This is a genomic window from Pseudomonas sp. Ant30-3, from assembly GCF_000690905.1.
Taxonomy (GTDB): domain Bacteria; phylum Pseudomonadota; class Gammaproteobacteria; order Pseudomonadales; family Pseudomonadaceae; genus Aquipseudomonas.
The window spans coordinates 1-26976 of sequence record NZ_JMCL01000061.1; the positions used below are offsets into that span (position 1 = coordinate 1).

The 26976-nt window shown below is 62.3% G+C and carries 4 protein-coding genes and 2 pseudogenes; 1 reads left to right on the plus strand and 5 read right to left on the minus strand.

Going from position 1 to position 26976, the window contains the following annotated elements; translation table 11 throughout:
- The first annotated feature begins 265 nt into the window (after positions 1-265).
- Entirely contained in the window at positions 266-2743 is a 2478-nt protein-coding gene (locus DU29_RS0116250; RefSeq protein ID WP_028622616.1) for a TonB-dependent siderophore receptor, read from the plus strand.
- A gap of 245 nt (positions 2744-2988) precedes the next feature.
- On the opposite strand, the gene DU29_RS0116255 is transcribed toward DU29_RS0116250, so the two are convergent.
- The 5 genes and pseudogenes from DU29_RS0116255 to DU29_RS0116265 all read right to left on the minus strand — a co-directional run.
- The gene (locus tag DU29_RS0116255) at positions 2989-3945 is read right to left on the minus strand and encodes an alpha/beta hydrolase (RefSeq protein ID WP_028622617.1); all 957 of its coding nucleotides are present in this window, start codon (positions 3943-3945) and stop codon (positions 2989-2991) included.
- Positions 3946-4212: 267 nt separating this feature from the next.
- Positions 4213-15975, minus strand: coding sequence for a non-ribosomal peptide synthetase (locus tag DU29_RS0116260; RefSeq protein WP_028622618.1), 11763 nt, complete (start codon positions 15973-15975; stop codon positions 4213-4215).
- Positions 15975-16304, minus strand: a complete 330-nt coding sequence (locus DU29_RS1000000133760; RefSeq protein ID WP_442961311.1) for a phosphopantetheine-binding protein — start codon at positions 16302-16304, stop codon at positions 15975-15977. The genes DU29_RS0116260 and DU29_RS1000000133760 overlap by 1 nt, the downstream gene beginning before the upstream one ends.
- Before the next feature lie 33 nt (positions 16305-16337).
- Positions 16338-17849, minus strand: a pseudogene (locus DU29_RS1000000133765) (amino acid adenylation domain-containing protein); the annotation flags it as partial.
- Positions 17850-17858: 9 nt separating this feature from the next.
- Positions 17859-26885 (minus strand): annotated as a pseudogene (locus tag DU29_RS0116265) (amino acid adenylation domain-containing protein); the annotation flags it as partial.
- Positions 26886-26976 lie beyond the last annotated feature (91 nt).

Sequence of the window (26976 nt, forward strand, 5' to 3'; positions counted from 1 at the left end):
AGGGGGCTTGCCCCCGCTTGGCTGCGCAGCAGTCGTAAAACCTGTTGCCCGGTATGACTGACTGGCGCAGAGGCCCGCTCCGCCGCCCAACGGGGGCAAGCCCCCTCGCCACAGGTCACCTTGTCCACAGACGTCACCCTCATCGCACAACCGCGTCATTTTTCTTTCGAAAATTTATTTGCCGGGTTTTTTTCCGGTTTTTGGTTCGTGCCGCGTCTAATAATCATTCTTATTAACAAAAACTTTTCAGGAGCTCAGGTAAGTAATGCGACCTCTACCACGCCGCACACCTCTCGCGATGGCCGTAAAGCGCCCGACTTTGCATCGCACCCTGTTCACCAGCGCATTGCTGACCGCCACCTTGCTGGGGAGCTCGATGGCCAATGCTGCACCTGTAAAAGTAAATATTGCCGTGCAGCCGCTTTCCAACGCGCTGACCGAGCTGGGCATGCAGACCAACCTGCAGATTCTCTACAGCCCTGACCAGGTTGCCGGCGTCAAGTCACGGGCCGTGTCCGGTTCACTGGAGCCTTCCGAGGCGCTGAATGCTTTGCTTAAAGGCACCGGCATCTCGTTCCAGATCAATGGCAACAGCGTCACCCTGGTAACCGGTGAAGGGGCGAGTCTGCAACTGGGCGCTACCACCATTTCCGGACAGGCCTTGGGCCTGAACACCGAAGACACCGGCTCTTACACCACCGGCGCCACTACCACCGCGACCAAGCTGCCGCTGACCCTGCGCGAAACGCCGCAATCGGTGACCGTAGTGACGCGCCAGCAAATGGACGATCGTGGCGTCACCAGCGTTGCCGATGCGTTGCGCAACACGCCTGGCGTCTCGATGCAGAAATACGACAGCGACCGTACCGAATTTTCCGCCCGTGGCTTTGCCATCACCAACTTCCAGTACGATGGCGTCAACATTCCCTACGATGGCGTTTACGGCGAGAACCCGAACAACAGTGACGACGCGGCAAGCCTGGACCACATCGAAGTCATCAAGGGCGCTACCGGCCTGATGACCGGTAACGGCGACCCGTCCGCCACCGTCAATCTGATCCGCAAGAAACCGACCAAGGACTTCAAGGCTTCAGTCAGCGCCACCGCAGGTTCCTGGGACAATTACCGCACCGAAGGCGACATCTCCGGTTCGTTGACCGATTCGGGCAACGTGCGCGGTCGATTCGTGGGTGCCTACCAGGACAAAGGTTCATACATCGACCATTACACCCAGAAAAAAGACATCTTCTACGGCATCCTGGAAGCTGACCTGACCGACGATACCTTGTTGACCTTTGGCGTCGACAAGTCCAGTGCAACGCCCCGCGGCAGTACCTGGACCGGTAACGCACCGTACTTCACCGACGGCAGCAGTACCGACTTCTCTCGCAGTTTCAACCCGGGCGCCGATTGGAGCCGCCGTGATTTCGACAGCGTTACTTACTTCTCGTCGCTGGAACAGGCACTGGCCAATGGCTGGAAGTTCAAGGCCAGCTTCGACCAGAAAACCACTGATCACGACACCCAACTGGCCTCGGCCAGCGGTGGCTCCGCTGACCCCGACACGGGCGAAGGCAACTTCCTTTACTGGGGACGCTGGGAAGGCCACCGCGTACAGAACTCTGCAGACGTAAACCTCTCCGGGCCGTTTTCCCTCGGTGGTCGCGAGCATGAATTGGTGGCTGGCTTCATGGCTGCCCACTCACGTCAGACCGGTGCGACCTACGACACCAGCGCATTCGAACTGGTGCCAGGCAGCATCTTTGACTGGAACGGGCACCTGCCAAAACAGCAATTCCCGAAAAACGGCAAGTACGAACGCACGCAAAGCCAGAACGGTCTCTACCTGGCCACACGCCTGCGTCCGACCGACGACCTGTCGTTCATCCTCGGCAGCCGACTGAGCACCTTCAAGTACAACGAAGACTACACCTACTATCCAGGCGCCACCCAGACCGACACCCACGCCAGTTACAAGGAACATGGCGTCGTCACACCGTACGCCGGTGTGGTCTACGACCTGAACGACGTGTACTCGGCGTATGCCAGCTACACCAAGATCTACCAGCCGCAAATCTACAAGGACGTGACCGGTTCGACCCTCAAGCCTGTTGAAGGCGACAGCTACGAAACCGGCATCAAGGCGGCTTATTTCGAAGGCAAGCTGAACGCCAGCCTGGCCTTGTTCCAGATCGAGCAGGACAACGTTGCGCAATACGTCACCACCGACGTCGGCACCGGACAGGATGTCTATAAAGCCATCTCCGGCGCCACCACCAAGGGGGTGGAGATGGAACTGGCAGGCGAACTGGCGGATGGCTGGAACGTGACTGCCGGCTACACCTATGCGCGTACCCGCGACGAGGACGAACAACGCATCTTCGGTTTCCCGCTCGCCTCAAGCAAACCGGAACACGTGGTGCGTACCTTCACTACCTACCGTTTGCCCGGCGCACTGGACCAGGTCACCATCGGCGGCGGCGTCAGCTGGCAAAGCGCGTTTTACGGCCAAAGTTATAGCCCGAACCTGGGTAACGGTGAAGGTGGCAACACTCTGCTCAAACAAGGTGGCTACACCCTCGTGGACCTGATGACCCGTTATCAATACGACGAACACTTGAGCTTCACCGCCAATGCCTACAACGTCTTCGACAAGAAATACATGTCGGGCCTGGGCAACTTCGGCACCACGTTCTACGGCGAGCCGCGCAACCTGCAGATCACCGCGAAGTATGATTTCTGAGTCGTGAGCTGAAATGAAAAATGCCCGTGTCGTGAGATGCGGGCATTTTTTCAGGCTTGGGATTTGTTGTAAATGTGAGTCCGCCTTCGCGGGCAAGCCTCGCTCCTACAGCGATTTTGTGAGCACTGAAGATCCAATGTGGGAGCGAGCCTGCTCGCGATGGCGCCAGTGCAGCCAATCCAAAAACATCTGCCCGGGCACAAAACCGCCCCCCTGATCCAGGCATGGCAGTTTTTCAATTCAACTCAAACCCGCGAACGCACCCACCCCGCCACTTCCGAGTGAGTCCCTTCAACTTCCCCTAACAACCCTGCCATGCGCATGAAGTCATGGGTCATCCCCGCCTGCTCCAGTAGCGTCACCTCGTTCCCCGCCGCGCGCAGCAGATCGGCATACGCCTTACCTTCGTCACGCAACGGATCGTGCCCGGCCAGGTACACCAGTGCCGGCGCCATGCCTGAAAGATCAGCCGCCAGCAACGGCGAGCAGCGCCAATCCGCAAGGTCCTCTGCGGTGCGTGCGTAATGCGCGTAAAACCAGTCCAGCGTTGCCGTTTCCAGCAAATAGCCTTCGGCAAAATCTCGATGGGATGCGCGCTTTGTGGTCGCATCCGTCACCGGGTACAGCAGCACCTGCGCTTTGGGTTTCAACGCCAGTTCCGCAGGCTCACGCACGGCCATGATCGACAGTACCGTGGCCAGTGTCGCACCCACACTGTCACCGACCAATGCCACCCGGTCTGCATCCAGCCCCCACGCCGCGCCTTCGCGCACCAGCCAATTGCCGGCATCGCAGGCGTCCAGCACCGGCGTCGGGAAACGCCACTCCGGCGCCAGTCGATAATCCACGGTCAGTAACGCAAACCCGCCCTGCAAGGCGAGCCGCCGGCACAGCGCATCATGGGAATCAAGGCTGCCAACCACATAGCCACCGCCATGGAAATACAACACAACCGGCTGCAAGCCGTCGATCGCTTGCCCATCGCGATACAGCCGCGCCGGCAGACTGTGGCCGTCCCGTGCGGTCAAGGTGAAACGCTCGCAAACCAGGTTATCCAGCGGCACGTCCAGAAACCCGGAAGATGCTTCAAAATCGATCCGCGCCTGTTGCGGCGACTGTTCATGCATCGCACGACTTTTACCGGTCATCCGGCCGAACTCGGCGAGTTCTAGAAATGCTTCAAGTTCTGGCAATACGGCCATGGACAAATCCTTCCCAAAAACAGGTGCGTAAATACAAATTTTGAAGCGAAAAACCTATGGCCAAGGCATTGACCTGTGGCCAAGGCATCATTGACCTGTGGCGAGGGGATTTATCCCCGTTGGGGCGCGGAGCGGCCCTGAAAATTGGACTGCTGCGCAGTCCAACGGGGGTAAACCCCCTCGCCACAGAATCCCCTGGCCACAGAATCCCCCCACCACACATCCCCCCTGCCACAGGTTATTCGTCTCGCCTTCCATGTCGCGTTTTCAAGCCATAGCCAAGCGTTGTTCCAGCAAGCCTTCCAGCTCATCGAGCAACTCATCACCGCGCAGCAGCTCGTAATGCCCGCCTGCCAACAGACGATCAACACCCTGACGGCCGACCTGAGCCTCGAACACCCGGCGTTCGTCTTCGCGCCCGACCATCCACCAGCGATGGGCCGAGACGTGGATGGCCGGCAGTTGACGATGCGCCAGCGCCAGTTGCTTGAGGCGTGAGCCGGTGGCAAAGATCTGCGTAAGCTCCCCCGCGCCCAATGCGGCCTGCTCATTGGAACAGTGCAATGCAGCTTCGATGACGGCGGTGGAGCCCGCGCCTTCACTCAGGCCATCGGTTTTCAGCGCGATCAAGGCGTGAGCCTCGTCAGCCGGCAAACCGAGCACAAATTTCAGAAAATCGCTCAAGTCTTCGCGCCAGTCCCCCGCTTCTGCGGTGCCGGCCACGTAGCTGTCAACCAACCCGGCAAACGCCACGGCTTCACCCTGGTTTTCAAGCTCGTGAGCGACCAATTGGGTCAACGCACCGCCCAACGACCAGCCCAGCAAGTAATACGGCCCCGTGGCTTGCTGGGCACGAATCCGTTGCGTATAGGCCTGGGCCATGGCCAGCAGCGACTCGTCCTGCCAGTGCGGGTCGAGCAGCATGCGGCATTGCACGCCGTAAACCGTACGCCGACCTTCGAGTCGCCGCGCCAGCGGCTCGTAGTCGAACACCGTGCCGAACCCGGCGTGCAGGCAAAACAGCGCCGGTACATCCGCGAGCCGTGCATTCAGCGCCAGCAGCGGCTCCGGTGCAGACGTGGATTCGATGGCCTGATAGCCGCTGAGCTCGGCAATGGATGGCTTCTGCATCAGATCGCGCAGCTTCAATTCAAAGCCCAGGCGGGGCTGGCTGCGCACACGCGAGATGACCTTCAGCACTTGCAACGAATCGCCCCCCAGTTCGAAGAAGTTGTCGTCGATGCCGACTTGCGGCACGCCGAGCACTTCTTGCCAGATTGCGGTCAGCGCCGTCTCCAGGCCGTTGCGCGGCGCACGATAGCCGCCGAGCGCCCATTCAGGCGTCGGCAGTGCGCGACGATCGAGCTTGCCGTTGGCCGATAGCGGGAATCGCTCCAGCACCACGATCCGCGCCGGCACCATGTAATCCGGCAGTTGCGCTTGCAGTTCAGACTTCAAACGCCGATCCAGCCCGACCGCACCGGCCGCCACCACATAACCCACCAATTGCTTGCCGGTCGGCGTGTCGTGCACCACCACGGCGGCGTCCTGCACGCCAGCGTACTCACGCAGACGCGCTTCGATTTCGCCTGGTTCAATGCGGAAACCGCGGATCTTCACTTGCTGGTCGAGTCGCCCCAGGTAGTCGATCAACCCGCACCCTCGCTGGCGCACAAGGTCGCCGGTACGGTACATGCGGCCGCCGGCCTCGAACGGATCGGGGATGAATCGCTCGGCGCTCATGCCGGGGCGCTGGTGATAACCACGCGCCAGGCATTCGCCGCCCAGATACAACTCGCCACTGACACCGACCGGCAGCGGATTGAGATCGGTATCCAGCACATACAAACCACGGCCCGCCACACCGCGCCCGATAGGCGCATAAGCCGCGTCGCAGGTTTCGCTGGCTTCGGCACGCCACAGCAGCGGCGTGACCACGGTTTCGGTCGGGCCATAACCGTTGACCAGACGCTGCGGACGCAGGGCACGCTTGACCCGCTCGAAGCTGGCCTCCGGCACCGCATCGCCGCCAAAGCAATACACCTCGACCGCCGGCGGGTTGCCCAGACGTTCGGCCACTTCGGCCATTTGTTGCAGGTACGCCGGTGGGAAGCAAGCCACGGTGACACCGTGATGCCGCATGACTTCGAGAGTTTGCTCAGGGCCCCACAGACTGTCATCGCGAATCACCAGGCTGCCACCGGCCAACATCACACTCAACCAGCGCTCCTGCGCCCCGTCGAAGGCGAACGACATGAAGTGCAACTCACGGCTGCGCGGCGCCAGTTCGTAGAGCTCGATGATGCCGCGGCAGTGCCGGGCAATCGGTCCTCGCGCCACGGCCACGCCTTTGGGCTGGCCCGTGGAACCGGAAGTGTAGATAAGGTACGCCAAGTGCCCCGGCAACGGCTGGGAAACCGGGGATACAACGTTGTCGGCGACGCTCAACTGATCCAGCAGCAGGCGCGGCGGGCTGTCGGCCAGGGTCAGTCGATCACCCAGGTCGCTGTCGCACAGCAGCAGGCTGGCGGCCGAATCGCTCAACATGTAGGTCAGTCGCTCAGCCGGGTACGCCAGGTCCAAAGGCAGGTAAGCCGCCCCCGCCTTGAGCACCGCGAGAAACGCGACGATGGTGCGTTCGGAACGCGACAACCCCACCGCAACCAGGCTTTCCGGGCCGATACCGCGATCAATCAATTGCTGCGCCAGCCCATTGGCCTGCGCCTCAAGCTCGGCATAACTGACGTGCCGATCTTCACAGATCAAGGCGATATTCTGCGGCTGCGCTTTGACGTGTTGATTGAACGCGTGCAGCAAATCAGCGTTGTCGTCGGACGCCTGCGGCAGGCTCAAACGTGGCTGCGGCAAACCAATATTGCCGAGCAGGCAAGAAGCGTCCTCCGGCAGCGCACGCAACAACCCTTCCAGCTGCGCACGAATACGCTCGACCTCCGCGTCACTGAAGCGGTCACGCAGGAACAGGTATTCGACTTCCAGGCCGTCTTCGTTGGCGCTGACCATCAAGTCCATCGGGAAATTGGTGACACCGCCACTGCCCACTTCGGCAAAGCGCAGTTCCCCTTCCTCGCCGCCTTTCAAGGCTCGGTCCACCGGATGGTTTTCGAACACGATGATGCTGTCGAACAAGCCCTGGCCACCCTGCCCGGCCCAGCGCTGAATGTCCGATAGCGGCGTGTGCTCGAAGTCGCGGACCATCAGGTTGTAATCCTGCAACTGGCGCAACCATTCGCCCAGGGGTTGGTGCGGATCGAGTGTCTGAATGACCGGCAAGGTGTTGATGAACAGGCCGAGCATGTCCTGAGCACCCGCCAAACCGGTCGGACGCCCCGCCACCGTGGCACCGAACGCGACGCTGCGCTGGCCGCTGTGACGCTGCAGCAATAGCAGCCACGCGCCTTGCACCAGCGTGTTAAGTGTCACGCGCTGACGCTTGGCGAAGGTGTGCAGTTTGCGCGTCGCGTCGGCGTCGAGGTTGCTGTACATCACGCCGTGGCCGGAGCCTGTCGCACCGCCAGCCTTGGCCAGAATGGTCGGTTCAACGAGTAGCGCCAGACGCTCACGCCAGAAGCCTTGCGCCTGCGCACCGTCCTGGCGTTGCAGCCACGCGATGTAGTCAGCATAGCGACCGGTCAGGGTCGGCAGGCTGTTGTTGTGATACAGGCGCAGCATGTCGCCCAGCAAACGCGAGGCGCTCCAGCCGTCGAGCAACAGGTGATGGTAAATCCAGATCATCTGGTAACGATCATCGCCCAGACGCACCAGGATAAAACGCATCAACGGCGGGCAGCTCAGGTCGAACCCCTTGGCCTGTTCTGCCGCCGCCAACTCGCCCAGCGCCTGTTCGGTATCGCAGCATTCACGCCAGTCGAGTTCTTCGATCGGCAAATCAACTTCAGCGAACACCGCTTGCAGCGGATCGGCGAGGCCGTCACGCCAGCGGAACGCGGCGCGCAGCACTTCGTGACGCGCAACCAACGACTGCCAGGCGGCGCGAAAACGAGGTACCTGCAAACCGTCCACCGCTACGCTCAACTGGTTGACGTAGGGATTCAGCTCCGGCGAATCGAGGCAGTGGAACAACATGCCTTGCTGCATCGGCGACAGCGGATACAAATCCTGCAGGCCTTCACGGGCGGCGCTATCGATGTGCGGCACCAGCGAAAAAGCGGCGACTTTCGGTGCTTCGGTCAGCGCTACGTCACGGCTGGTGGCCACGCAGGCCAACGCCCGAATGGTTTGCTGCTCGAACAGTTGCTTGGGACTGAACACCAGACCGCGCTGCCCGGCACGGCTCACCGCCTGCAGCGAGATGATCGAATCGCCGCCCAGCTCGAAAAAGTTTTCGGTGACGCCCAGCGAATCCAGGCCCAGCAATTCCTGCCAGATCTCCACCAGCAACGCTTCGGCGGGCGACGCGGCGGCCACATGATCGTGGTTCTGCCGAGTAGCCTCCGGCGCTGGCAGGCCTTGGCGATCGAGCTTGCCGTTCGGCGTCAGTGGCAGTGCGGCCAGGCACATCAAATGCGCCGGCAACATGTGCGCCGGCAGCCGACTGCGCAAATGAGCCGTCAGCGCTTCAAGCAAATCCTGCTCATCGGCGAGCGGATCGCGCGGCACCAGGTAACCGACCAACTGCCGGCTGACCGGTCCTTCGCGATCAATCACCAAGGCTTCACGCACGCCTTGGTGTTCGAGCAGGCAGGCCTCGATCTCGCCGAGTTCGATACGGAACCCGCGAATTTTCACTTGCTGGTCGATACGGCCGAGGTACTCGACGACGCCGTCGGCACGCAGCCGTGCAAGGTCGCCACTGCGATACAAGCGGCCACCTGGCACAAATGGGTCCGGTATAAAACGCTCAGCGGTCAGGTCCGGGCGTTGATGGTAACCACGGGCAACGCCCTCGCCGCCCAGGTACAACTCACCCGCGACACCGACCGGCAGCGGCTGCAGACCGCCGTCCAGAATGTAGGCGCTGCGGTTGCCGACCGGCCGGCCGATCGGCATGAACGCCGAGTCGAATTCGGTATCCGGGTATGCCAGCCAGATCAGCGGCGTGATCACCGTTTCGGTGGGGCCGTAACCGTTGATCAGGCGCTTGGGTTGCAGCACTTGCTGGACTTCATCGAACGCGTGCTTGGCCATGCCTTCGCCGCACGGGGTGTACGACCGAATCGGCAAGTCACGCCCCGCCTCGCCCATGAAATCGGCAATCTGCGACAGATAGCTCGGGGTGAAGCAGGCGATGGTGATGCCGTGTTTTTCAATCTCGGCACAGGTGCGCTCCACGCTCCACAACTCGTCATCGCGCGGCATCACCGCCGAACCGAACACCAGTGGCGTCAGCCAGCGTTCGTGAGCGCCGTCGAAACTGATCGAGGCGAATTGCAACTCGCGATCATCCGGGGTCATGCCGTACAACTCGCCAATTGCCAGGCAATGCATGGCCAACGGACCGTGGGCCACGCTTACCCCTTTAGGGCGCCCGGTGGAGCCAGAGGTGTAAATCAGGTACGCGAGATTTTCCCCGCAGGTCCGGTTGACCGGGTTGGTGTCGGCCAGCAATTGCAGCGGCTCGCGGTCGATTTCCAGTACCGGCAGGCCGTCGGGCAACGGCAGTTTTCCCCGCAGCCACGACTGGCAAATCATCAGCGAAATGCCGCTGTCTTCCATCAGGTAACGCAGGCGTTCCGTCGGGTAGGCCGGGTCCAGCGGCACGTAGGCACCGCCAGCCTTGAGGATCGCCAGCAGGCCGATGATCATGTCCGGCGAGCGCTGCATGGCCAGGCCAACCCGCTCTTCCGGACCGATACCCAGTGCACGAAGTCGGTGGGCCAATTGGTTGGCGCGACGGTTGAGTTGGTCGAAGCTCAATTCCACATCGTTGAAGATCAGGGCGGTGGCGTCCGGACGGATGACCGCCTGGGTTTCTATCAATTGATGCACGCAGAGCGGGTTCTGCGCCGCAGTAAACGCCGGGTTCCACTCGACCAACTGCTGTGTGCGTTCCGCCGTAGTCAGCAAGTTCAGCTCACTCAACGCAGCTTCTGGCGCGGCGACCATCGCCGCCAGCAGCGCCGCCAAATGCTCGCTCATGCGGGCAATCGCGGCGGCGCTGAAGTGGCTGCACTGGTAGCTCCAGTTCAGGCTGAGCTGGCCTTCGGCAGTGGCGGCCAGGGTCAGCGGAAAGTTGGTGCGCTCGTGGTTCTGTGGAACAGAGAAGCTCAAACCGGCTGGCGCGCCCTGTTGCAGCGCTTCGGCCACCGGGAAGTTTTCGAACACCAGCAGGCTGTCGAACAGTGGCTCGCCGGCACGTCCGGCCCAGCGCTGAATGTCGCTCAGTGCGGTAAATTCATGCTCACGCAATTCAAGGTTTTGTGCCTGCAAACGAGTCAGCCACTGACCGACGTTTTCTACCGCGTCCGGGCTGCTGATCACCGGCAAGGTGTTGATGAACAGGCCGAGCTGACTTTCAGTCCCCGGCACATCCACCGGCCGCCCCGCCACGGTCGCGCCGAAAGCGACGCAGCGTTGACCGCTGTAGCGTTGCAACAGCAGTGCCCAGGCCCCTTGCACCAATGTATTGAGCGTGACTTTTTGCTGACGGGCAAACTCTCGGAAGCGCTGACTGGTGACGACATCGAAGGTCTGGAGATGGTCGGCGAATTCCTGTGCCGACAGGTTTTTACAGTCGCCATGGGCCAGGCTTTGCGCCAGCAGGGTCGGATTGTCGAGCGCCGCCAGTTGGTCGCGCCAGAACATCTCGTCGGCATGAGCATCCTGACGTTGCAACCAGCCGATGTAATCGGCAAAACGCCCGGCCGGTGTCTGCACAGCCTGCCCGGCATATCGCTGCAAGACTTCGCTCAACAGCAGCGAGTTGCTCCAGCCATCGAGTAACAGGTGATGGTGGGTGTAGATCAGTTGTTGACGCTCATCGTCGAGGCGTACCAGGGTCAAGCGCATCAGCGGGGCGCGGGTCGAATCGAGTTGCAGGCGCTCGCTGTCGATCAACTGCGCCAGCGCTTCGGATTGATCGCTGCGGCCACACCAGTCGAGGCGTGTCAGCGGCAACTGCAAGTGACGATGGACCAGCTGCACCGGCACCTCGAAGCCGTCCGGGAAGTGAAAGCTGCTGCGCAGGATCGGATGGGCGTCGAGCACCGTTTGCCACGCGCGGCCCAGCCGATCGGCATCAAGCCCACCGGCTTCGACGCTGAGCTGATTGACGTACGTGCCGGACGCCGGCTCGTACAAGCTGTGAAACAGCAAACCGGCCTGCATCGGCGACAGCGGATACAGGTCTTCGATCTGTGCGGGCGGCACCGGCAGACCATCGAGTTGCGCCTGGGTCAGGCGCGCCAATGGGAAATCCGCCGGGGTCACGCCGCCTGCGCCGTCGCTCAGGCAATGGGCAATCAGCGCCAGCAACTCGCGTTGATAATCCGCAGCCAGCGCTTCGATTTCACGCGGGTCAAAACATTCGTGGCTGAAGGTCCAGTCGAGTTTCAGTTCACCGCCATACACCTGACCGTCCACCGACAGCCAGTTCGGCAACGGTGCCTGCGCCGATTGCGCAGCGCCGCTGGACTCCGTGGCCGGTTTGAACAGTGCGTCTTCGGCGAAGCTCTGATCGAACTGGCCGAGGTAGTTGAACGTCACCCGCGCTTGCGGCAACGCCGCCAACGCCGCTTGGGTCGACGCATCGCCCATGTAGCGCAACAGGCCGTAGCCCATGCCTTTGCCGGGGATTTCGCGCAGTTGCTGCTTGATGGCCTTGATCGAACCGGCAAGGTCGGCAGTCGGCGTCAGGCGCACCGGGAACAGGCTGGAGAACCAGCCGACGGTGCGGGTCAGGTCGACGTCGTCGAACAGCTCTTCGCGGCCGTGACCTTCGAGCTGAACCAGCGCCGAGGCGTGGCCGGTCCAGCGGCTGAGGGTGCGAGCCAGCGCGGTCAGCAGCAGGTCGTTGACCTGTGTGCGGTAGATCGCCGGCGCCTGTTGCAGCAACTGGCGAGTCTGTTCGCGGTCGAGACCGATGCTGACGCCCTGGCGCAAATGCCCGGCCTGACTGGCCTGAGCGTTGGCGGCGGGCAGCGAATCATTCGCCACACTCAAATGCGCCTGCCACCAGTCCAGTTCGCCGGCAGCGGCTTCGGATCGTGCGTACGCGTCAAGTTTGTCGGCCCAGGTCTGAAAGGCGCTGGTCTTCGGTGGCAGTTCTTGCGCTTGGTAAGCCGCCTGCAAATCTTCCAGCAACACCCGCCACGACACACCGTCCACAGCCAGGTGATGAATCACCAAAAGCAAACGCTGGGAACCATCGGCCAGAGCAATCAGCGCCACGCGCAGCAACGGCCCGTCTTGCAGACTGAGGCTGCGCTGCGCTTCGTCGCACACCGCTTCCAGCGATTCATTGCTGGCGACGCGAGCGGTCCAGAGCATGTCGATGACATCGCAGCTGTCGGCTCCGACATAGCGTGCCGACCATTGGCCGTCGACCTGGCTGAAGCGCAAACGCAACGCATCGTGCTGCTTGAGCAAACGTTGCAGCGCGGCTTGCAGGCGCGGCAATTCGAGGGTTTCACGCGGCGTCAGCAGCACCGCCTGGTTCCAGTGCGCGCGTTGCGGGATCGATTCCTGGAAGAACCAGCGCTGGATCGGTGTGAGCTTTTGCAGGCCGTCCACTGGCCCTTGTTGCGCCAGCGGTGCGGCTTGTTCCTTGACCACGGCGGCCAGGGCTTGCAAGGTTTGCTGCTGGAACAGGTCACGGGGTTGCAGGCTCAGACCGGCACGGCGCGCACGGCTGACCACTTGGATCGAAATGATCGAGTCGCCGCCCAGCTCAAAGAAATTGTCCTGACGCCCCACCTGCTCCACGCCCAGCACGTCCTGCCAGATCTGCGCCAGCACCTGTTCGTGTTCGTTGCGCGGTGCTTCGAAGGCGCGTTGGCTGACCTGCGAGGTCGGTGCCGGCAGGCGCTTGCGGTCGAGTTTGCCATTGGGGCTCAGGGGCATTTGCTCGATCAGTACGGTGTGCGCAGGCACCATGTAATCCGGCAGGCTCGCCAGCAGATGAGTTTTCAGGGTTTCGCGCCAGACGCCTTGGTGCTCGGCATCGGCGCTGACCAAAGCTTTATCTTGCGGCACGATGTACGCAACCAATTGCTTGCCGCTCGGGCCATCGAGCGCGAGCACCACGGCTTCCTGCACATCGATATATTCGTGCAGGCGCGCTTCGACCTCGCCGAGCTCGATGCGCAAACCGCGAATTTTTACTTGATGGTCGATACGGCCGCAGTAGTCGATGGCGCCGTCAGCGCGATAACGCGCCAGGTCACCAGTGCGATACAGGCGCTCGCCACTGCCGAACGGATCGACCACGAAACGCTCGGCGGTCAGCGCACTACGACGGTGATAACCGCGCGCCAGACCGACACCGCCCAGGTACAACTCGCCCACCGCACCCAGGGCCAACGGTTGCAGTTCGCTGTCGAGGATGCACGTGCGTAGATTGGCGATCGGACGACCGATCGGTACGCTGTCGCGCCCCTCTTCCACACAGGTCCAGTGGGTCACGTCGATGGCCGCTTCGGTCGGGCCATACAGGTTGTAGAGATTGGCTTGCGGCAGGCAGCGCAAGGTCTGGCGTTGCAGTTCCATCGGCAACGCTTCACCGCTGCAAATGATGCGCTGCAACGAGGTACAGGCCAGCGCCTCGTCGGCACCGATGAACGCCGAGAGCATCGAAGGCACGAAGTGCAGCGTGGTGATCGCCTGCTCGACGATCAACGCGGCGAGACGCTGCGGATCTCGATGCTCGTCCGGCGCGGCGATGACCAGGGTGGCGCCCTTCATCAATGGCCAGAAAAACTCCCACACCGACACGTCGAAACTGAATGGCGTCTTTTGCAGCACGCGGTCGCTCGGCTGCAAATCGTAGGCTTGCTGCATCCACTCCAGACGGTTATGCAGCGCCACATGGCGGTTGCCCGCGCCCTTGGGTTTGCCGGTGGAACCGGAGGTGTAAATCACGTAGGCGAGGTTTTCTGCAGTGGCGAGGTTTGCCAGATTGGTGCCCGGCATGTCGCTTAGCCAATCGGCCTCGGCGTGCAGGCACAAAGTGCGAACGTTGTCCGATGTGGGCAGTTGCGCCAGCAGATGCTCCTGAGTCAGCAACAGCGCAATGCCGCTGTCCTCGATCATGTAGCTCAAGCGATCAACCGGGTATTGCGGGTCCAGCGGCACATAGGCGCCGCCAGCCTTGAGAATGGCCAGCAAGCCAACGACCATTTCAAACGAACGGTTGCAGGCGATCCCCACCAGCACTTCCGGGCCGACGCCTTGGGCGCGCAAGTGATGGGCCAGGCGATTGGCACGCAGGTTCAGCTCGGCGTAACTCAGTGACTGGCCCTGGAACACCAGCGCCGTTGCCTCGCCGTTTTCAACCACGCGTTCCTCGAAATGGCACTGCACACAGACTTCGCCCGGATAGATTCGAGCGCTGTCGTTGAGGTCATCGAGAATGCGCAGTCGCTCGTCGGCATCCAGCAGCGGCAACTCGGCAATAGGACACTGTGGGTTCGCCAACACACCGGCCAACAAGTTGCGCCAATGACGCGCAAGGTGCTCGATGCGTTCAGCGTCGAACAAATCGATGGCATAGGTCAGGCTGGCGAACAGCTTGTCGCCCTCTTCCTGCGTGTCCAGTTGCAGGTCGAACTGCGTGGTCTGCGCCGTGGCATTCAGCGCCTCGACGCGCAGGCCGGCGAGCAAGCCGCTGACCGCTGCCGGTTTGGCTTGCTGGTGGTTGAACATCACCTGGAACAGCGGGCTGTGGCTCAGGCTGCGTTCACTTTGCAGCGCCTGCACCAGCCGCTCGAAAGGCAAGTCCTGATAATCCTGGGCATCCAGGGATGCGGCGCGAGTCTGGTCGAGCAACCGGCTGAACGGCAATCGCCCATCGAGCTCGGCACGCATCACCTGAGTGTTGACGAAAAAGCCGACCAGGCCACGGATTTCAGCACGATTACGGTTGGCAACCGGCACGCCGATGCGCAGGTCGGACTGGCCGCTGTAGCGATATAGCAGCGCCTGAAAACTTGCCAGCAACAACATGAACGGGGTGACGCCGCGCTGTTTGGCCAGGGTCATCAGGCCGCTGGCCAAGGTCGCGTCGAGGGTAAAATCCAGACGCGCACCGCGCTGGCTCGGCTGCGCCGGGCGAGGACGGTCGGTAGGCAACTCAAGCAGCGGTTGTTCGCTGCCCAGACGGTCGCGCCACCAGTTGAGTTGACGCTCCAGCTCGCCTGCTTCCATCCAGCGGCGTTGCCACAGGGCGTAGTCCGAATATTGAATCGGCAATGCTTCAAGCGCAGCGTTCCGGCCTTGGCAATGCGCGGCGTAAAGTCGGGAAAACTCCTCAACCAACACGCCCATCGACCAGCCATCGGTGACGATGTGGTGCAGAGTCAGTAACAGCACGTGGTCTTCGGCGTCGAGCTGCAACAGAGTGACCCGCAACAATGGCCCGTGCTGAAGATCAAACGGTCGGGCGATCTCCTGCTCAACGCTGTTCATCGCCTGATCGAAGCGCTGCGTCTGAGGTTCGCCGCGCAGATCGATCCGTTCGATGGGCAGCGAGGTGACATCGGCCAGTGTCTGCAACACGTTCCCGTCGTCCTCGACAAAACGGCTGCGCAGGCTCTGATGCCGCTCCAGCAGCACGTCGAAGCTCTGTTGCAATGCCGCGACATTCAGCGGCCCGTGCAAACGCAACGCCGCCGGAATGTTGTACGCCGAACTGTGCGGATCAAGCTGCCAGAGGAACCATTGACGCTGCTGCGCGTACGACAGCTCGAACGTCGTTTGCAGCTCGGCAGCGGGCGGAATCGGCAGCTGGCCGAAGCTCACGCCCTGCTCTTGCATGCGTTGCACAAACTCGCGGCGCTTGCCGGCAGGCAGGCCGGCGAAGCGGGTGGCGATGCGTTGGGCGGTGGTGTGTTCCATCAGTTGATCTCCATCTCGTCGAGCAGCGACTCAAGCGCATCAAGACGTGCATCGTGGTCAGCCGGGGCATGTTGCCCGGCCATGGCGGCATAAGCCTGAAGGTCGGCGGATTCGAACAGCGTGCGCAGCGGCAACTCGATGCTGAGTTCCAGTTCCACACGGGCACTGGCCTGGGCGGCGAGCAGCGAATGCCCGCCCAACTCAAAAAAGTTGTCGCGCCGACCGATCTGCGCCACGCCCAGCATGTCGGCCCAGATGGCCGCCAGTCGCTGCTCAAGGTCGCCTTCGGGCGCTTCGAACGGACGCTGCCATTCCTGCGCATCGGGCATCGGCAAGGCCTTGCGGTCGAGCTTGCCGTTAGCGGTCAGTGGCAAGGCATCCAGCAGCAACCAGTGGCTCGGCACCATGTAATCCGGCAGATCCACCTTGAGCGCAGCGCGCAGGTTGTCGCGCCAGGCGATCGGGTCTGTCGGTGTCTGTTCGGCCACGACATAGGCGCAAAGCTGCTGCCCGGCGTCGCCCGAATGCACGCTCAACACCGCTTGGCGCACGCCCGGTTGGGCCAGCAACGCGGCTTCGATTTCACCCAGTTCGATGCGCAAACCGCGGATCTTCACTTGCTGGTCGATCCGCCCGAGGTAATCGATGCTGCCGTCGGCACGCTGACGCGCCAGGTCGCCGCTGCGATAGAGCCGCTGCGAGGCCTCGAACGGGCTCGGCACAAAGCGCTCGGCGGTCAGGTCGAAGCGTCCGTGATAACCCCGCGCCAGCCCGGCACCGGCGATGTACAACTCGCCGGCCACACCCTCAGGAACTGGCTGCAACTGGCTGTCGAGCAAGTACCAGCGCAGGTCGCGGATCGGCAGGCCGATCGGGCTTTGGGCTTTGCCATCGAGATCCGCCAGGCCTATCGCACGGTAAGTCACGTGCACCGTGGTTTCAGTGATGCCGTACATGTTGACCAGGGTTGGCTGCCGGTCGCCGAAGCGTTCGAACCAGGGACGCAGGCTCGCGATTTCGAGCGCCTCACCGCCAAAAATCACCAGGCGCAGCGCCATGTTTTTTGGGCTGGCACAGGCAATCGGCAGCAACTGGCGGAACGCGGTCGGGGTCTGGTTCAACACCGTCACGCCTTCGTCGCACAGCAAACGATGGAACTCCTGCGGGTCGCGGCTGATGTAATACGGCACGATCACCAGCCGTCCCCCGGTGCACAGCGAACCAAACAGTTCCCATACCGAGAAGTCGAACGCGTAGGAATGGAACAGCGTCCAGACATCGTCCGGGCCGAAGTTGAACTCGCCAGCGGTGGCCGTGAGCAGTCGCCCAACGTTGCCATGGCTGAGCAATGCGCCTTTTGGCCGACCGGTGGAACCGGAGGTATAAATCACGTAGGCGAGGTTGTCCGGGGTCGCCAGCGCCGACAGGTTGTCAGCGCTGAAGGCTTCCAGTTGCAGCAATTCCAGGCTCAGCACCGGCACAGCGTCACAGGCCGGCAGACCGTCGATCAAGTGGTGCTGGGTCAGCAACAGCGTGATGCCGCTGTCTTCGATCATGTAGCCCAGGCGTTCGGCCGGGTAGTGCGGATCGAGCGGCACATAGGCACCACCGGCCTTGAGAATGGCCAACAACCCGATCACCAACGGCATCGCCCGCTCGGTCGCGATGCCGACCCGCACTTCGGGGCCGACGCCCTGCTCGCGGAGTTTGCGCGCCAGTTGGTTGGCCTGGGCGTTGAGCGCGGCATAGGTCAGTCGCTCGCCCTCGTGAACCAGGGCGATGGCGTTCGGTCGTTGCGCGGCTTGCGCCTCGAACAACTGGTGCAGGGTCGGCGACCCCGGTTGTGCCAGGAACGCAGGATTCCAGTGCTGCACCAAGGCCTCTTGCTGTGACCGGTCGATGAGGGACAGCTCGGCGACCCGTTGCTGTGGATCGCGAACCACCGCGTGGAGCAGATTCAGCCACTGCTCGGCGAGGCGCTTCATCGACGCCTCGTCGTACAGGTCTGTGGCGTAAGTCAGGCTGGCGTCGAGTGCTTCGCCCTGCTCCTGAGTGTCGAGCACCAGGTCGAATTGTGTGGTGTGCTGCTGCCAGTGCAGACGCTCGACGTTCAAGCCTGCAACCGTGCGCACGACGCTCGCGCCCAACTGCTGCTGGTGGTTGTAGAGCACCTGGAACAACGGGCTGTGATCGAGGCTGCGGTCGGGCTGCAAGGCGTCGACCAACTGCTCGAACGGCAAGTCCTGATTCGCTTGTACCCCCAAGGCAACCTGCTTGACCTGCTGCAGCAAGGAACTGAACGGCTGCTGCCCATCAATCTCGACGCACAGCACCTGAGTGTTGATGAAGAAGCCGATCAAGCCTTCGGTTTCCAGGCGCGAACGACCGGCGCTGGGTACGCCGACGCTGATGTTCGACTGGCCGCTCTGGCGATGCAACAAGGTCTGAAAACTCGCCAACAACAGCATAAACAGGGTCACCTGTTGCACTTGGGCGCATTGACGCAAACCGGCGAGCAAGTCGCTATCCACGTTGAGCATCAGGCTGGCTCCGCGTTCGGTGCGACGAGCCGGACGAGTCAGTTCGCTTGGCAATTCAAGCGGCGCCTGGCGGCCGGCCAGTTGCTCGCGCCACCAGGTCAGTTGGCGGGCACCCTCGCCTGCGTCCAGCCAGTCGCGTTGCCAACGGGCGTAGTCGCTGTAGTTCACCGGCAGGCTAGTCAAATCGGCAGAACGATCTTCAACGCCTGCGTGATACAGCTCGCTGAACTCATCGACCATGACTTGCATCGACCAGCCATCGGCGGCGATGTGGTGCACCGTCAACACCAGCACGTGTTCGTCGGTGTCCACCTGCAGCAGCAACACGCGCCACAGCGGACCGTTGCGCAGGTCGAATGGACGCGCAATTTCGTCTGCCACGGCCGCGGCGACCGACACCTGATCGAGCGAGCGGTGCTCCACATGCAGCGCCAAATTGTGGTGCAGCAGTGGACGCGCCTGCTGGCCATCCTGTTCGAACGTCGTGCGCAGGGTCTGGTGGCGGGCTTGCAACTGGGCGAAGGCCTCGCGCAGGGCTTGGCGGTTCAGCGAACCCTTGAGGCGCAACGCGGCGGGAATGTTGTAGGCCGGACTTTGCGGGTCCAGCTGCCAGAGAATCCATTGGCGCTGTTGAGCGTACGACAGAACTGGCGGCTGAGCGGTCGGCGCCCGTTGCAGCACCGGTTGTCCGCTGACGCCCGCCAGGGTTGCTCGCTCGGCAAATTCCGCCAGGTTCGCGGCACGGAACAGGCTGCTCACCGACAGTTCGAGCTGCAACTGCTGACGCACCCGCGAAATCACTTGCAACACCAGCAACGAGTGGCCTCCCAGCTCGAAGAAGTTATCGTTGCGGCCGACTCTCTCGACCTGTAACACCTCCTGCCAGATCAGTGCCAATTGCGTTTCCAGCCCTTCGGCCGGGGCCACGAAGTCACGCTGGGCACCGCTGGCTTCGGCGCGCGGCAAGGCCCGGCGATCCAGTTTGCCGTTGTTGTTGAGCGGCAGGTTCGGCAACAGGATCAGGTGGTTGGGCACCATGTATTCCGGCAGCGACTGACGCAAGCCGGCTTTGAGGCCTTGCAGATAGTCTGTCTCGCAATCCACCACGCCGCTGGCCACGATGTATGCCACCAGTTGCGTACCGTCCTGCGCGATGACCGCCGCCTCGCGCACACTTGCATGGGCCTGCAGGCAGGCTTCGATCTCGCCCGTTTCGATGCGCAAACCGCGAATTTTCACCTGATGGTCGATACGGCCGACGTATTCCAGATGTCCTTCGGCGTTGTAACGCGCCAAATCACCGCTGCGGTACAAACGTGCACCTGGCTCCTGGGCAAACGGGTCCGGCAGGAAACGTTCGGCGGTCAGCGCGGGGCGATCGCAGTAGCTCTGAGCGAGGCCGGCCGGCGCGCCAATACACAGTTCGCCGACACCGCCGGAAGGCAACAATTGACCCGCCGGGTCCAGCACGTACAGCGCGCGGCCAGCGATGGCGCGACCGATCGGAATACCGTGCGCATCGCTGGCGTCGTCGAGGCGGCACTGATGCACGCTGGACACCACAGTCGCCTCGGTAGGACCGTAGGTGTTGAGCAGTCGCACCTGGCTCAATCCGGCCTGATGCCACATGCGCAACCCTTCAACCGACATCGCCTCGCCGCCGACGTGAACCTGGCGCAGAGCACCGAGACCGCTAACCCCACCGATTGCGCATTCCCGGGCCAGCAAATACCAGTAAGCGGCCGGCAAGTCCGCGACGGTTACGCCGTTCTGAACGATTTCAGCGGCGAGCCGACCGGTGTCCCACATGTCATCGCCGCGCATGATCAGCGCCGCGCCGACGCACAGCGCCGGGAAGCACTGTTCGACGAAACCGTCGAAGCTGAAAGTCGCGAACTGCAGTACGCGGTCCGCCGCTGACAGCAGCGAATAGTCGGCGGCGCTCCGGCAGAACTCGCGCAACGCGGCGTGGGCGATGGCCACGCCTTTGGGTTGTCCGGTGGAGCCGGAGGTGTAGATGATGTAGGCCAGATCGTCGGCGACCGCGTGGTTTGGCGGATTGGTCTCGCAGTAGCCGGCGCTGTCGTCGAAGCTCAGCCGTAGCACGCCTCGTACCTCTTCCAGCAGGCCGGATTCGCACAGCAGCACGTCGAGACGGCTGTCATCGGTCATGTAGGTCAGGCGTTCGATCGGGTAGGTCGGATCAAGAGGAACATACGCTGCGCCACTTTTAAGGACCGCCAGCAGGCTGATAATCAGCTGGGGGCCACGCTGCAGCGCCAGACCGACACGCTTGCCCGGCCCGGCACCGTGGGCAATCAGACGATGGGCCATGCGGTTGGCCTGGCTGTTCAGCTGCGCGTAGCTCAGGGACTGACCATCAACCCGCAACGCCGGCGCCTGTGGGGTCGCGGCAGCCTGGGCGGCAATTTGTTCGTGCACCAGAAGTGCTGTGGATAACTCGATCGTCGGCGGTTGGCAGATCGCAAGCAGCGCGAATTTACTGTCGGCATCGAGCAGTTCCAGCGTGCCCAGGGCGGCGTCCGGCTGCGCCACCAGCTGCATCAGCAGGTGCTGCAAATTCATCGACAACTCAGCGACCTGAGCCGCACTGAATCGCGCCGCGTCGTAGCTGAAGTCCAGGCTCAGGCCTTCGCCCAGTTCGATGCCCAACGTCAACGGATAGTGGGTGCGTTCGTGGTTGTGAAGGTTGGAGAACGATAACCCGGCCGGGGCGCCCTGTTTCAACGCTTCGGCCACCGGGAAATTTTCGAACACCAGCAGGCTGTCAAACAGCGTCGAACCCTGCTGCCCTGCCCAGCCCTGAATGTCGTAAAGCGGTACGTGCTCGAACTCGCGCATGGCCAGGTTCAACCCTTGCAACTTGGCCAGCCATTGGCTGACCGTGCAGTCGGGCTGCATCGTGCAAATCAGCGGCAGCGTGTTGATGAACAGCCCGAGTTGCTCTTCGATCCCCGGCAACGGTGCAGAACGACCCGCCACAGTGGCTCCGAACACCACGCAATCCTGGCCAGTGTAGCGGTGCAGCAACAGGCTCCAGGCGGCTTGCATCAAAGTGTTGAGGGTCACTTTCTGTTGACGGGCAAATTCGCCAAGACGCTGGGTTACGCGGCTGGTCAGGGCGACACGGTGTTGCTCGCTACCCTCGGCCCCCACAGGTGGTCGCAAGGCTTCGGCCAATAGCGTTGGCGCTTGCAGCGGTGCCAATGCGGTTCTCCAGAATTGCTCGCCGGCGACGGCGGACTGCTGCTGCAACCAGCCCAGATAATCACGGTATTGCCCGGCCGGCGCCCGTAGCGGCTCGCCAGCGCAGTAGTGCCGGATGACTTCGGCGAGCAACTGCGCGTTGCTCCAGCCGTCCATCAAAATGTGGTGGCTGGTGTAGATCAGGTGCCAGTCATCGGTGCCGGTGCGGACCAGCTTCAGGCGAAACAGCGGCGCGCAGCCCAGTTCAAAACCCTGGGCACGTTCGGTGTCGGCCAGCGTGTCTGTGCCGGATGCCTCAAGTACTTCAAGCGGCAACGCGACTTGCCGGACGATCGCCTGATGCGCGGTGTCGAGGCCTTGCCAGTGGAAACTGCTGCGCAGGATTTCGTGGCGCTCCAGCGCAGCCTGCCAGGCCTGTGCAAAACGCTGCGGGTCAAGGCCTTGAATGCCCAGGCGCAACTGGCTGATGTAGGCGCCGGTTTCGGGTTCGTACAGGGTGTGGAATAGCATGCCCTGCTGCATCGGCGACAGTGGGTAAAGGTTTTCGAGTGTGGCGACTGCCACCGGCAATCCGTCGAGTTCCGTCTGGCTGATGCGCGCCAGCGGGAAGTCGGAGGGCGTGGCCTGGGCGAACTCGAGGGCGCAACAATGATCGATCAGCGCGCTCAGTTCTTGTGCGTAATCGTCAGCCAGACGCTGGATGGTCGTGATGTCGAACATCTCGCGACTGAAACCCCAGCTCAGCGCCAACTCACCGCCGTAGACCTGACCTTCGACGGTCAGCCAATTGCTCAGCGGCGCCTCGGCGTCCTGGGCCTGGCCGCTGCCTTCGCTGGACGGCACGAACATCGCGGCGTCATCGAACTGGCGGTCGAACTGGCCAAGATAGTTGAAGGTGATACGCGCTTGCGGCAATGCAGCCAGTTCGGCGCGCATTGCAGGCGTGCCGAGGTAACGTAACGCCCCAAAGCCGAGCCCCTTATCGGGCACCGCTCGCAACTGTTCCTTGATGGTCTTGATTGACGCGCCGAGGTCACTCACCGGCATCAGGTTGATCGGGAAAAGGCTGGTGAACCAACCGACGGTGCGGGTCAAATCGATGTCGTCGAACAGGTCTTCGCGACCATGCCCTTCGAGCTGAATCAGTGCGCTGCCCTGCCCGCTCCAGCGGCAAATCGCGCGTGCCAGTGCGGTCAGCAGCAGATCATTGACTTGGGTGCGATAGGCCACCGGAGCTTGTTGCAACAGTTTGTGGGTTTGCGCGGCGTCGAGCCTGATCTCGAGCTTGTGCTCGAAGCGGTTTTGCAGCGCACCGTTCGGACGGTCGCAGGGCAAATCATTCGGAGCGTCGCGCAGTTGGGTTTGCCAGTGGCCCAGGCTTTTTTCGAAGGCTGGAAGATGATCTTGCAGACGAGTGACCCAGTGTTGATAAGTGCTGGTTTTTGCCATCTCCATGGTGCCGTTGTAGAACTGTTGCAGATCTTCCAGCAGTACACGCCAGGAAACGCCGTCCACCACCAGGTGATGGATAACCAACAGCAAACGCTGGGTGCCATCGGCCATTGCCACCAGCAGTGCCCGGACCAACGATCCACTTTGCAGATCGAGGCTGCGTTGGGCTTCGTCGCACAAAGCATTGAGCGCTTCGACCGACTGGGCCTGACGCTGCCACAACACCGAGTGCGTGGTGGGCGCCGCGTAGGTTTGCTGCCAGCCTTCGGCAGTCTCTTCATAGCGCAGGCGCAAGCTGTCGTGAAGGGTCAGCAATTGCTCGAACGCGCGGTCCAGCGCCTCGACGTTCAATGCCTCACGCGGCACCAGCAGCAGCGACTGGTTCCAGTGCTGACGCTCGGGGATCGCCTGTTGAAAAAACCACTGTTGCACTGGCGCCAATGCCACCGCGCCGCTCGCCGGACCTTGATCGATCAACGACTGATCATCACTACGGGCAGCCTGGGCCAGACTGCGGATGACCTGGTGCTGGAACAGATCCTTGGGGCTCAGGACGATCCCGGCCTGACGCGCTCGGCTGACCACTTGCATTGCGACGATAGAATCACCGCCCAGTTCGAAGTAGTTGTCATCCAGACCGACGTTGTCGAGGGCCAGCACGTCTTGCCAGATGGCAGCGAGGGCTTTTTCCATGGCCGTGCGCGGTGCAACGTGTTCACGCTGTTGCTGCGAACCGTCAATCGGCGGCAAGGCCCTGCGATCCAGTTTGCCGTTGGGTGTCAACGGCAAGTGTGCAAGGAATAACAGGAACGCCGGGACCATGTAGTCCGGCAGATGCTGATGCAGCGCCGCTTTCAGGAATTCGCGCAGGATAGCTTGCGCCCCGCTGTCATCGACCAACGCTGGGTCGGTCGGCACGATGTACGCGACCAACTGCTGCCCATTGGCGCCGTCCTGCGCCAACACCGCCAGCTCGCGCACGGCCTCTTGCTGCAAAAGGCGCGCTTCGATTTCACCCAGCTCGATCCGAAAGCCGCGGACCTTGACCTGATGGTCGATGCGCCCGACGTATTGCAGTGAGCCGTCGGCTTGATAGCGGGTCAGGTCACCGGTGCGGTACAGGCGTTCGCCGTTGCCGGCAAACGGGTTCGGGAGGTATTTTTCAGCGGTCATGCCCGGGCGTGCGAGGTACCCGCGGGTGATGCCCGCGCCCGCCAGGTACAGCTCCGCGGCCACGCCTTGGGGCACCGGTTGCAGGTCGGCATCCAGCACATAACTGGCGGTGTGCTTGAGCGGGCGGCCGATGTTAGCGCGGCCATTGACCTCGCGGCGGGTCCAGGTTGAATAGGTGGTGTCTTCGGATGGACCGTACAAATCGTAGACGTGCTCGACGGATGAATGCTGATACAACGCCTCCACCAGGCTCTGCTTCAGCGGCTCGCCAGCGAGGTTGATGATGCGCACGCCCGACGGGATCTGCCCGTCACGCAGCAATGCGTTGATGGCCGACGGCACGGTGTTGATCAGGCGCACCTGATCCCGGGCCGGCAACTGCGGCAATTCCAGGGCATTGCGGGCGATGATCACCGAGCCGCCGTTGGCCAGTGTCACAAACAGCTCCCATACGGACAAATCGAAGCAGACCGAAGTTGAGGCCAGTACGCCTTGAATGTCCTCGCCACGGTAGACCGATTTCGACCAGTCGATCAGCGCCAGCACGTTGCGATGGGCGATGGCCACACCTTTGGGTTTGCCGGTGGAGCCAGAGGTGTAAATCACGTAGGCGAGGTTGTCCGGCGTGACGCGGGTGACCGGTGCGCTGGTTGGGTAAGGCGCCAGCACCGATTCGATATCGTCCATCAGCAAGACTTGCGTGCCGACTCCAACAGTCAATGTCGCGGCGACAGCCTGCTGCGTCAGCAATACCAGGGCGCGGCTGTCTTCCAGCATGTACGCAATGCGTTCAGCCGGGTAATCCGGGTCCAGCGGCACGTAGGCGCCACCGGCCTTGAGCACGGCCAGCAACGCCACCAGCATCGCATCGGAACGCTCCATCGCCACACCGATCCGCACCTCCGGGCCCACGCCCAGTTCGACCAGCTTGTGGGCGAGGCGATTGGCCTGAATATCCAGCCCGGCGTACGTCAGTTGTTTAGTGGCGAAGGTCACCGCCAACGCGTTCGGGCGGGTGGCGACTTGCTGGCTGATCAATTCATGAATGCACAGGTCGTACGCGAAACCATCGTCGGCACGATTCCAGTCACGCACGATGCGCTGATACTCGGCCGCTTCGAGCAGCGGCAGCTCACTGATGCGTTGCTGCGAATCGCTTGCCATCCCATGCAACAGGCGCGTCCAGTGCTGCGCCATGCGCGCGATGGTCGACGCATCGAACAGGTCGTTGGCGTACGTCAGCGCGGCGTGCAACGTGCCAGCCTTTTCGTAGGTGTCCAGCGTCAGATCAAACTGCGTGGTGCGCCCTTCCCACTCGATCGCGCCCAGCTGCAGCCCGGATGCGGTGGTGACCGTGGAAATGTCGGCCACCTGCGGCTGGTGGTTGTACATCACCTGGAACAGCGGCGTGTGGCTGAGGCTGCGTTCGAGTTTCAGCGCTTCGACCAGACGCTCGAACGGCAAGTCCTGGTGCGACTGGGCACCGAGCGCCGTTTCCTTGATGGCGCCGAGCAGATCAGCCACGCGGGTCTGACCGTCGAGTTGCGTGCGCAGTACTTGAGTGTTGACGAAGAAGCCGATCAGGCCTTCGGTTTCGCCGCGATTGCGATTGGCAATCGGCACGCCGACGCGGATGTCGGTCTGCCCGGTGTAGCGGTACAAAAGCACATTGAAGGCGCCGAGCAACACCATGAACAAGGTAACGTTGTGCTGCTGGGCGGTGCTGCGCAATTGCCCGGCGAGCGCGGCGTCTATGCCGAATTCATAGCGCGTGCCGCGATAGCTCGGCATCGCCGGACGCGAGTGATCGGTGGGCAGCTCCAGCACCGGATGCTCCTGGCCCAGCGTTGCTTGCCAGTACTCGAGTTGCCGCGCTTGCTCGCCGGCCTCCAGCCAGCGCCGCTGCCACAGGGCGTAGTCACTGTATTGAATCGGCAACGGGGCCAGCTGCGGTTCCTGCCCGGCATCGTGAGCGTCATAGCAGTGGATGAATTCGTCGATCAGCACGTTCATCGACCAGCCATCGGAGACGATGTGATGCAGGGTCAGTAGCAGCACATGTTCCTGCTCGGCAAGCTTGAGCAACTGCACCCGCAACAGCGGCCCGACCGCCAGATCGAACGGCAGCAATGATTGCTGTTGCGCCGCGTTGGCCACCGCGTGTTCACGCTCGGCGAGCGGCAGCGCACTGAAGTCGATCTGCCCGATCTGCAGCGGCGCGCTGGCCGCAACCTGAAGCAGACTCTCGTCAGGCTGGTGCTGGAAAACCGTGCGCAAGGTTTCGTGACGCGCCACCAGGCTGGCGAACGCCCGCTCCAGCGCCGAGTGGTTCAAACGACCAGTAAGGCGCACTGCACCGGGCAAGTTGTAGGCGCCACTGTGCGGGTCCAGCTGCCACAGAAACCACATGCGTTGCTGCGCGTAGGACAGCGCCTGACGATCCTCGGCTTCGACGCCTTGAGGTATCGGAAAACGGGCGAAATCCACGCCCTCCTTGTGCAAGGCCGCAAGGAACATCTGGCGCTTTTCCAGGGGCAACCCGATAAACCGGCGAGCAAGTTTCAAGGAGTCTTCAGCATTCATTTCTTAGCATCCGGTTTCAGTAGGC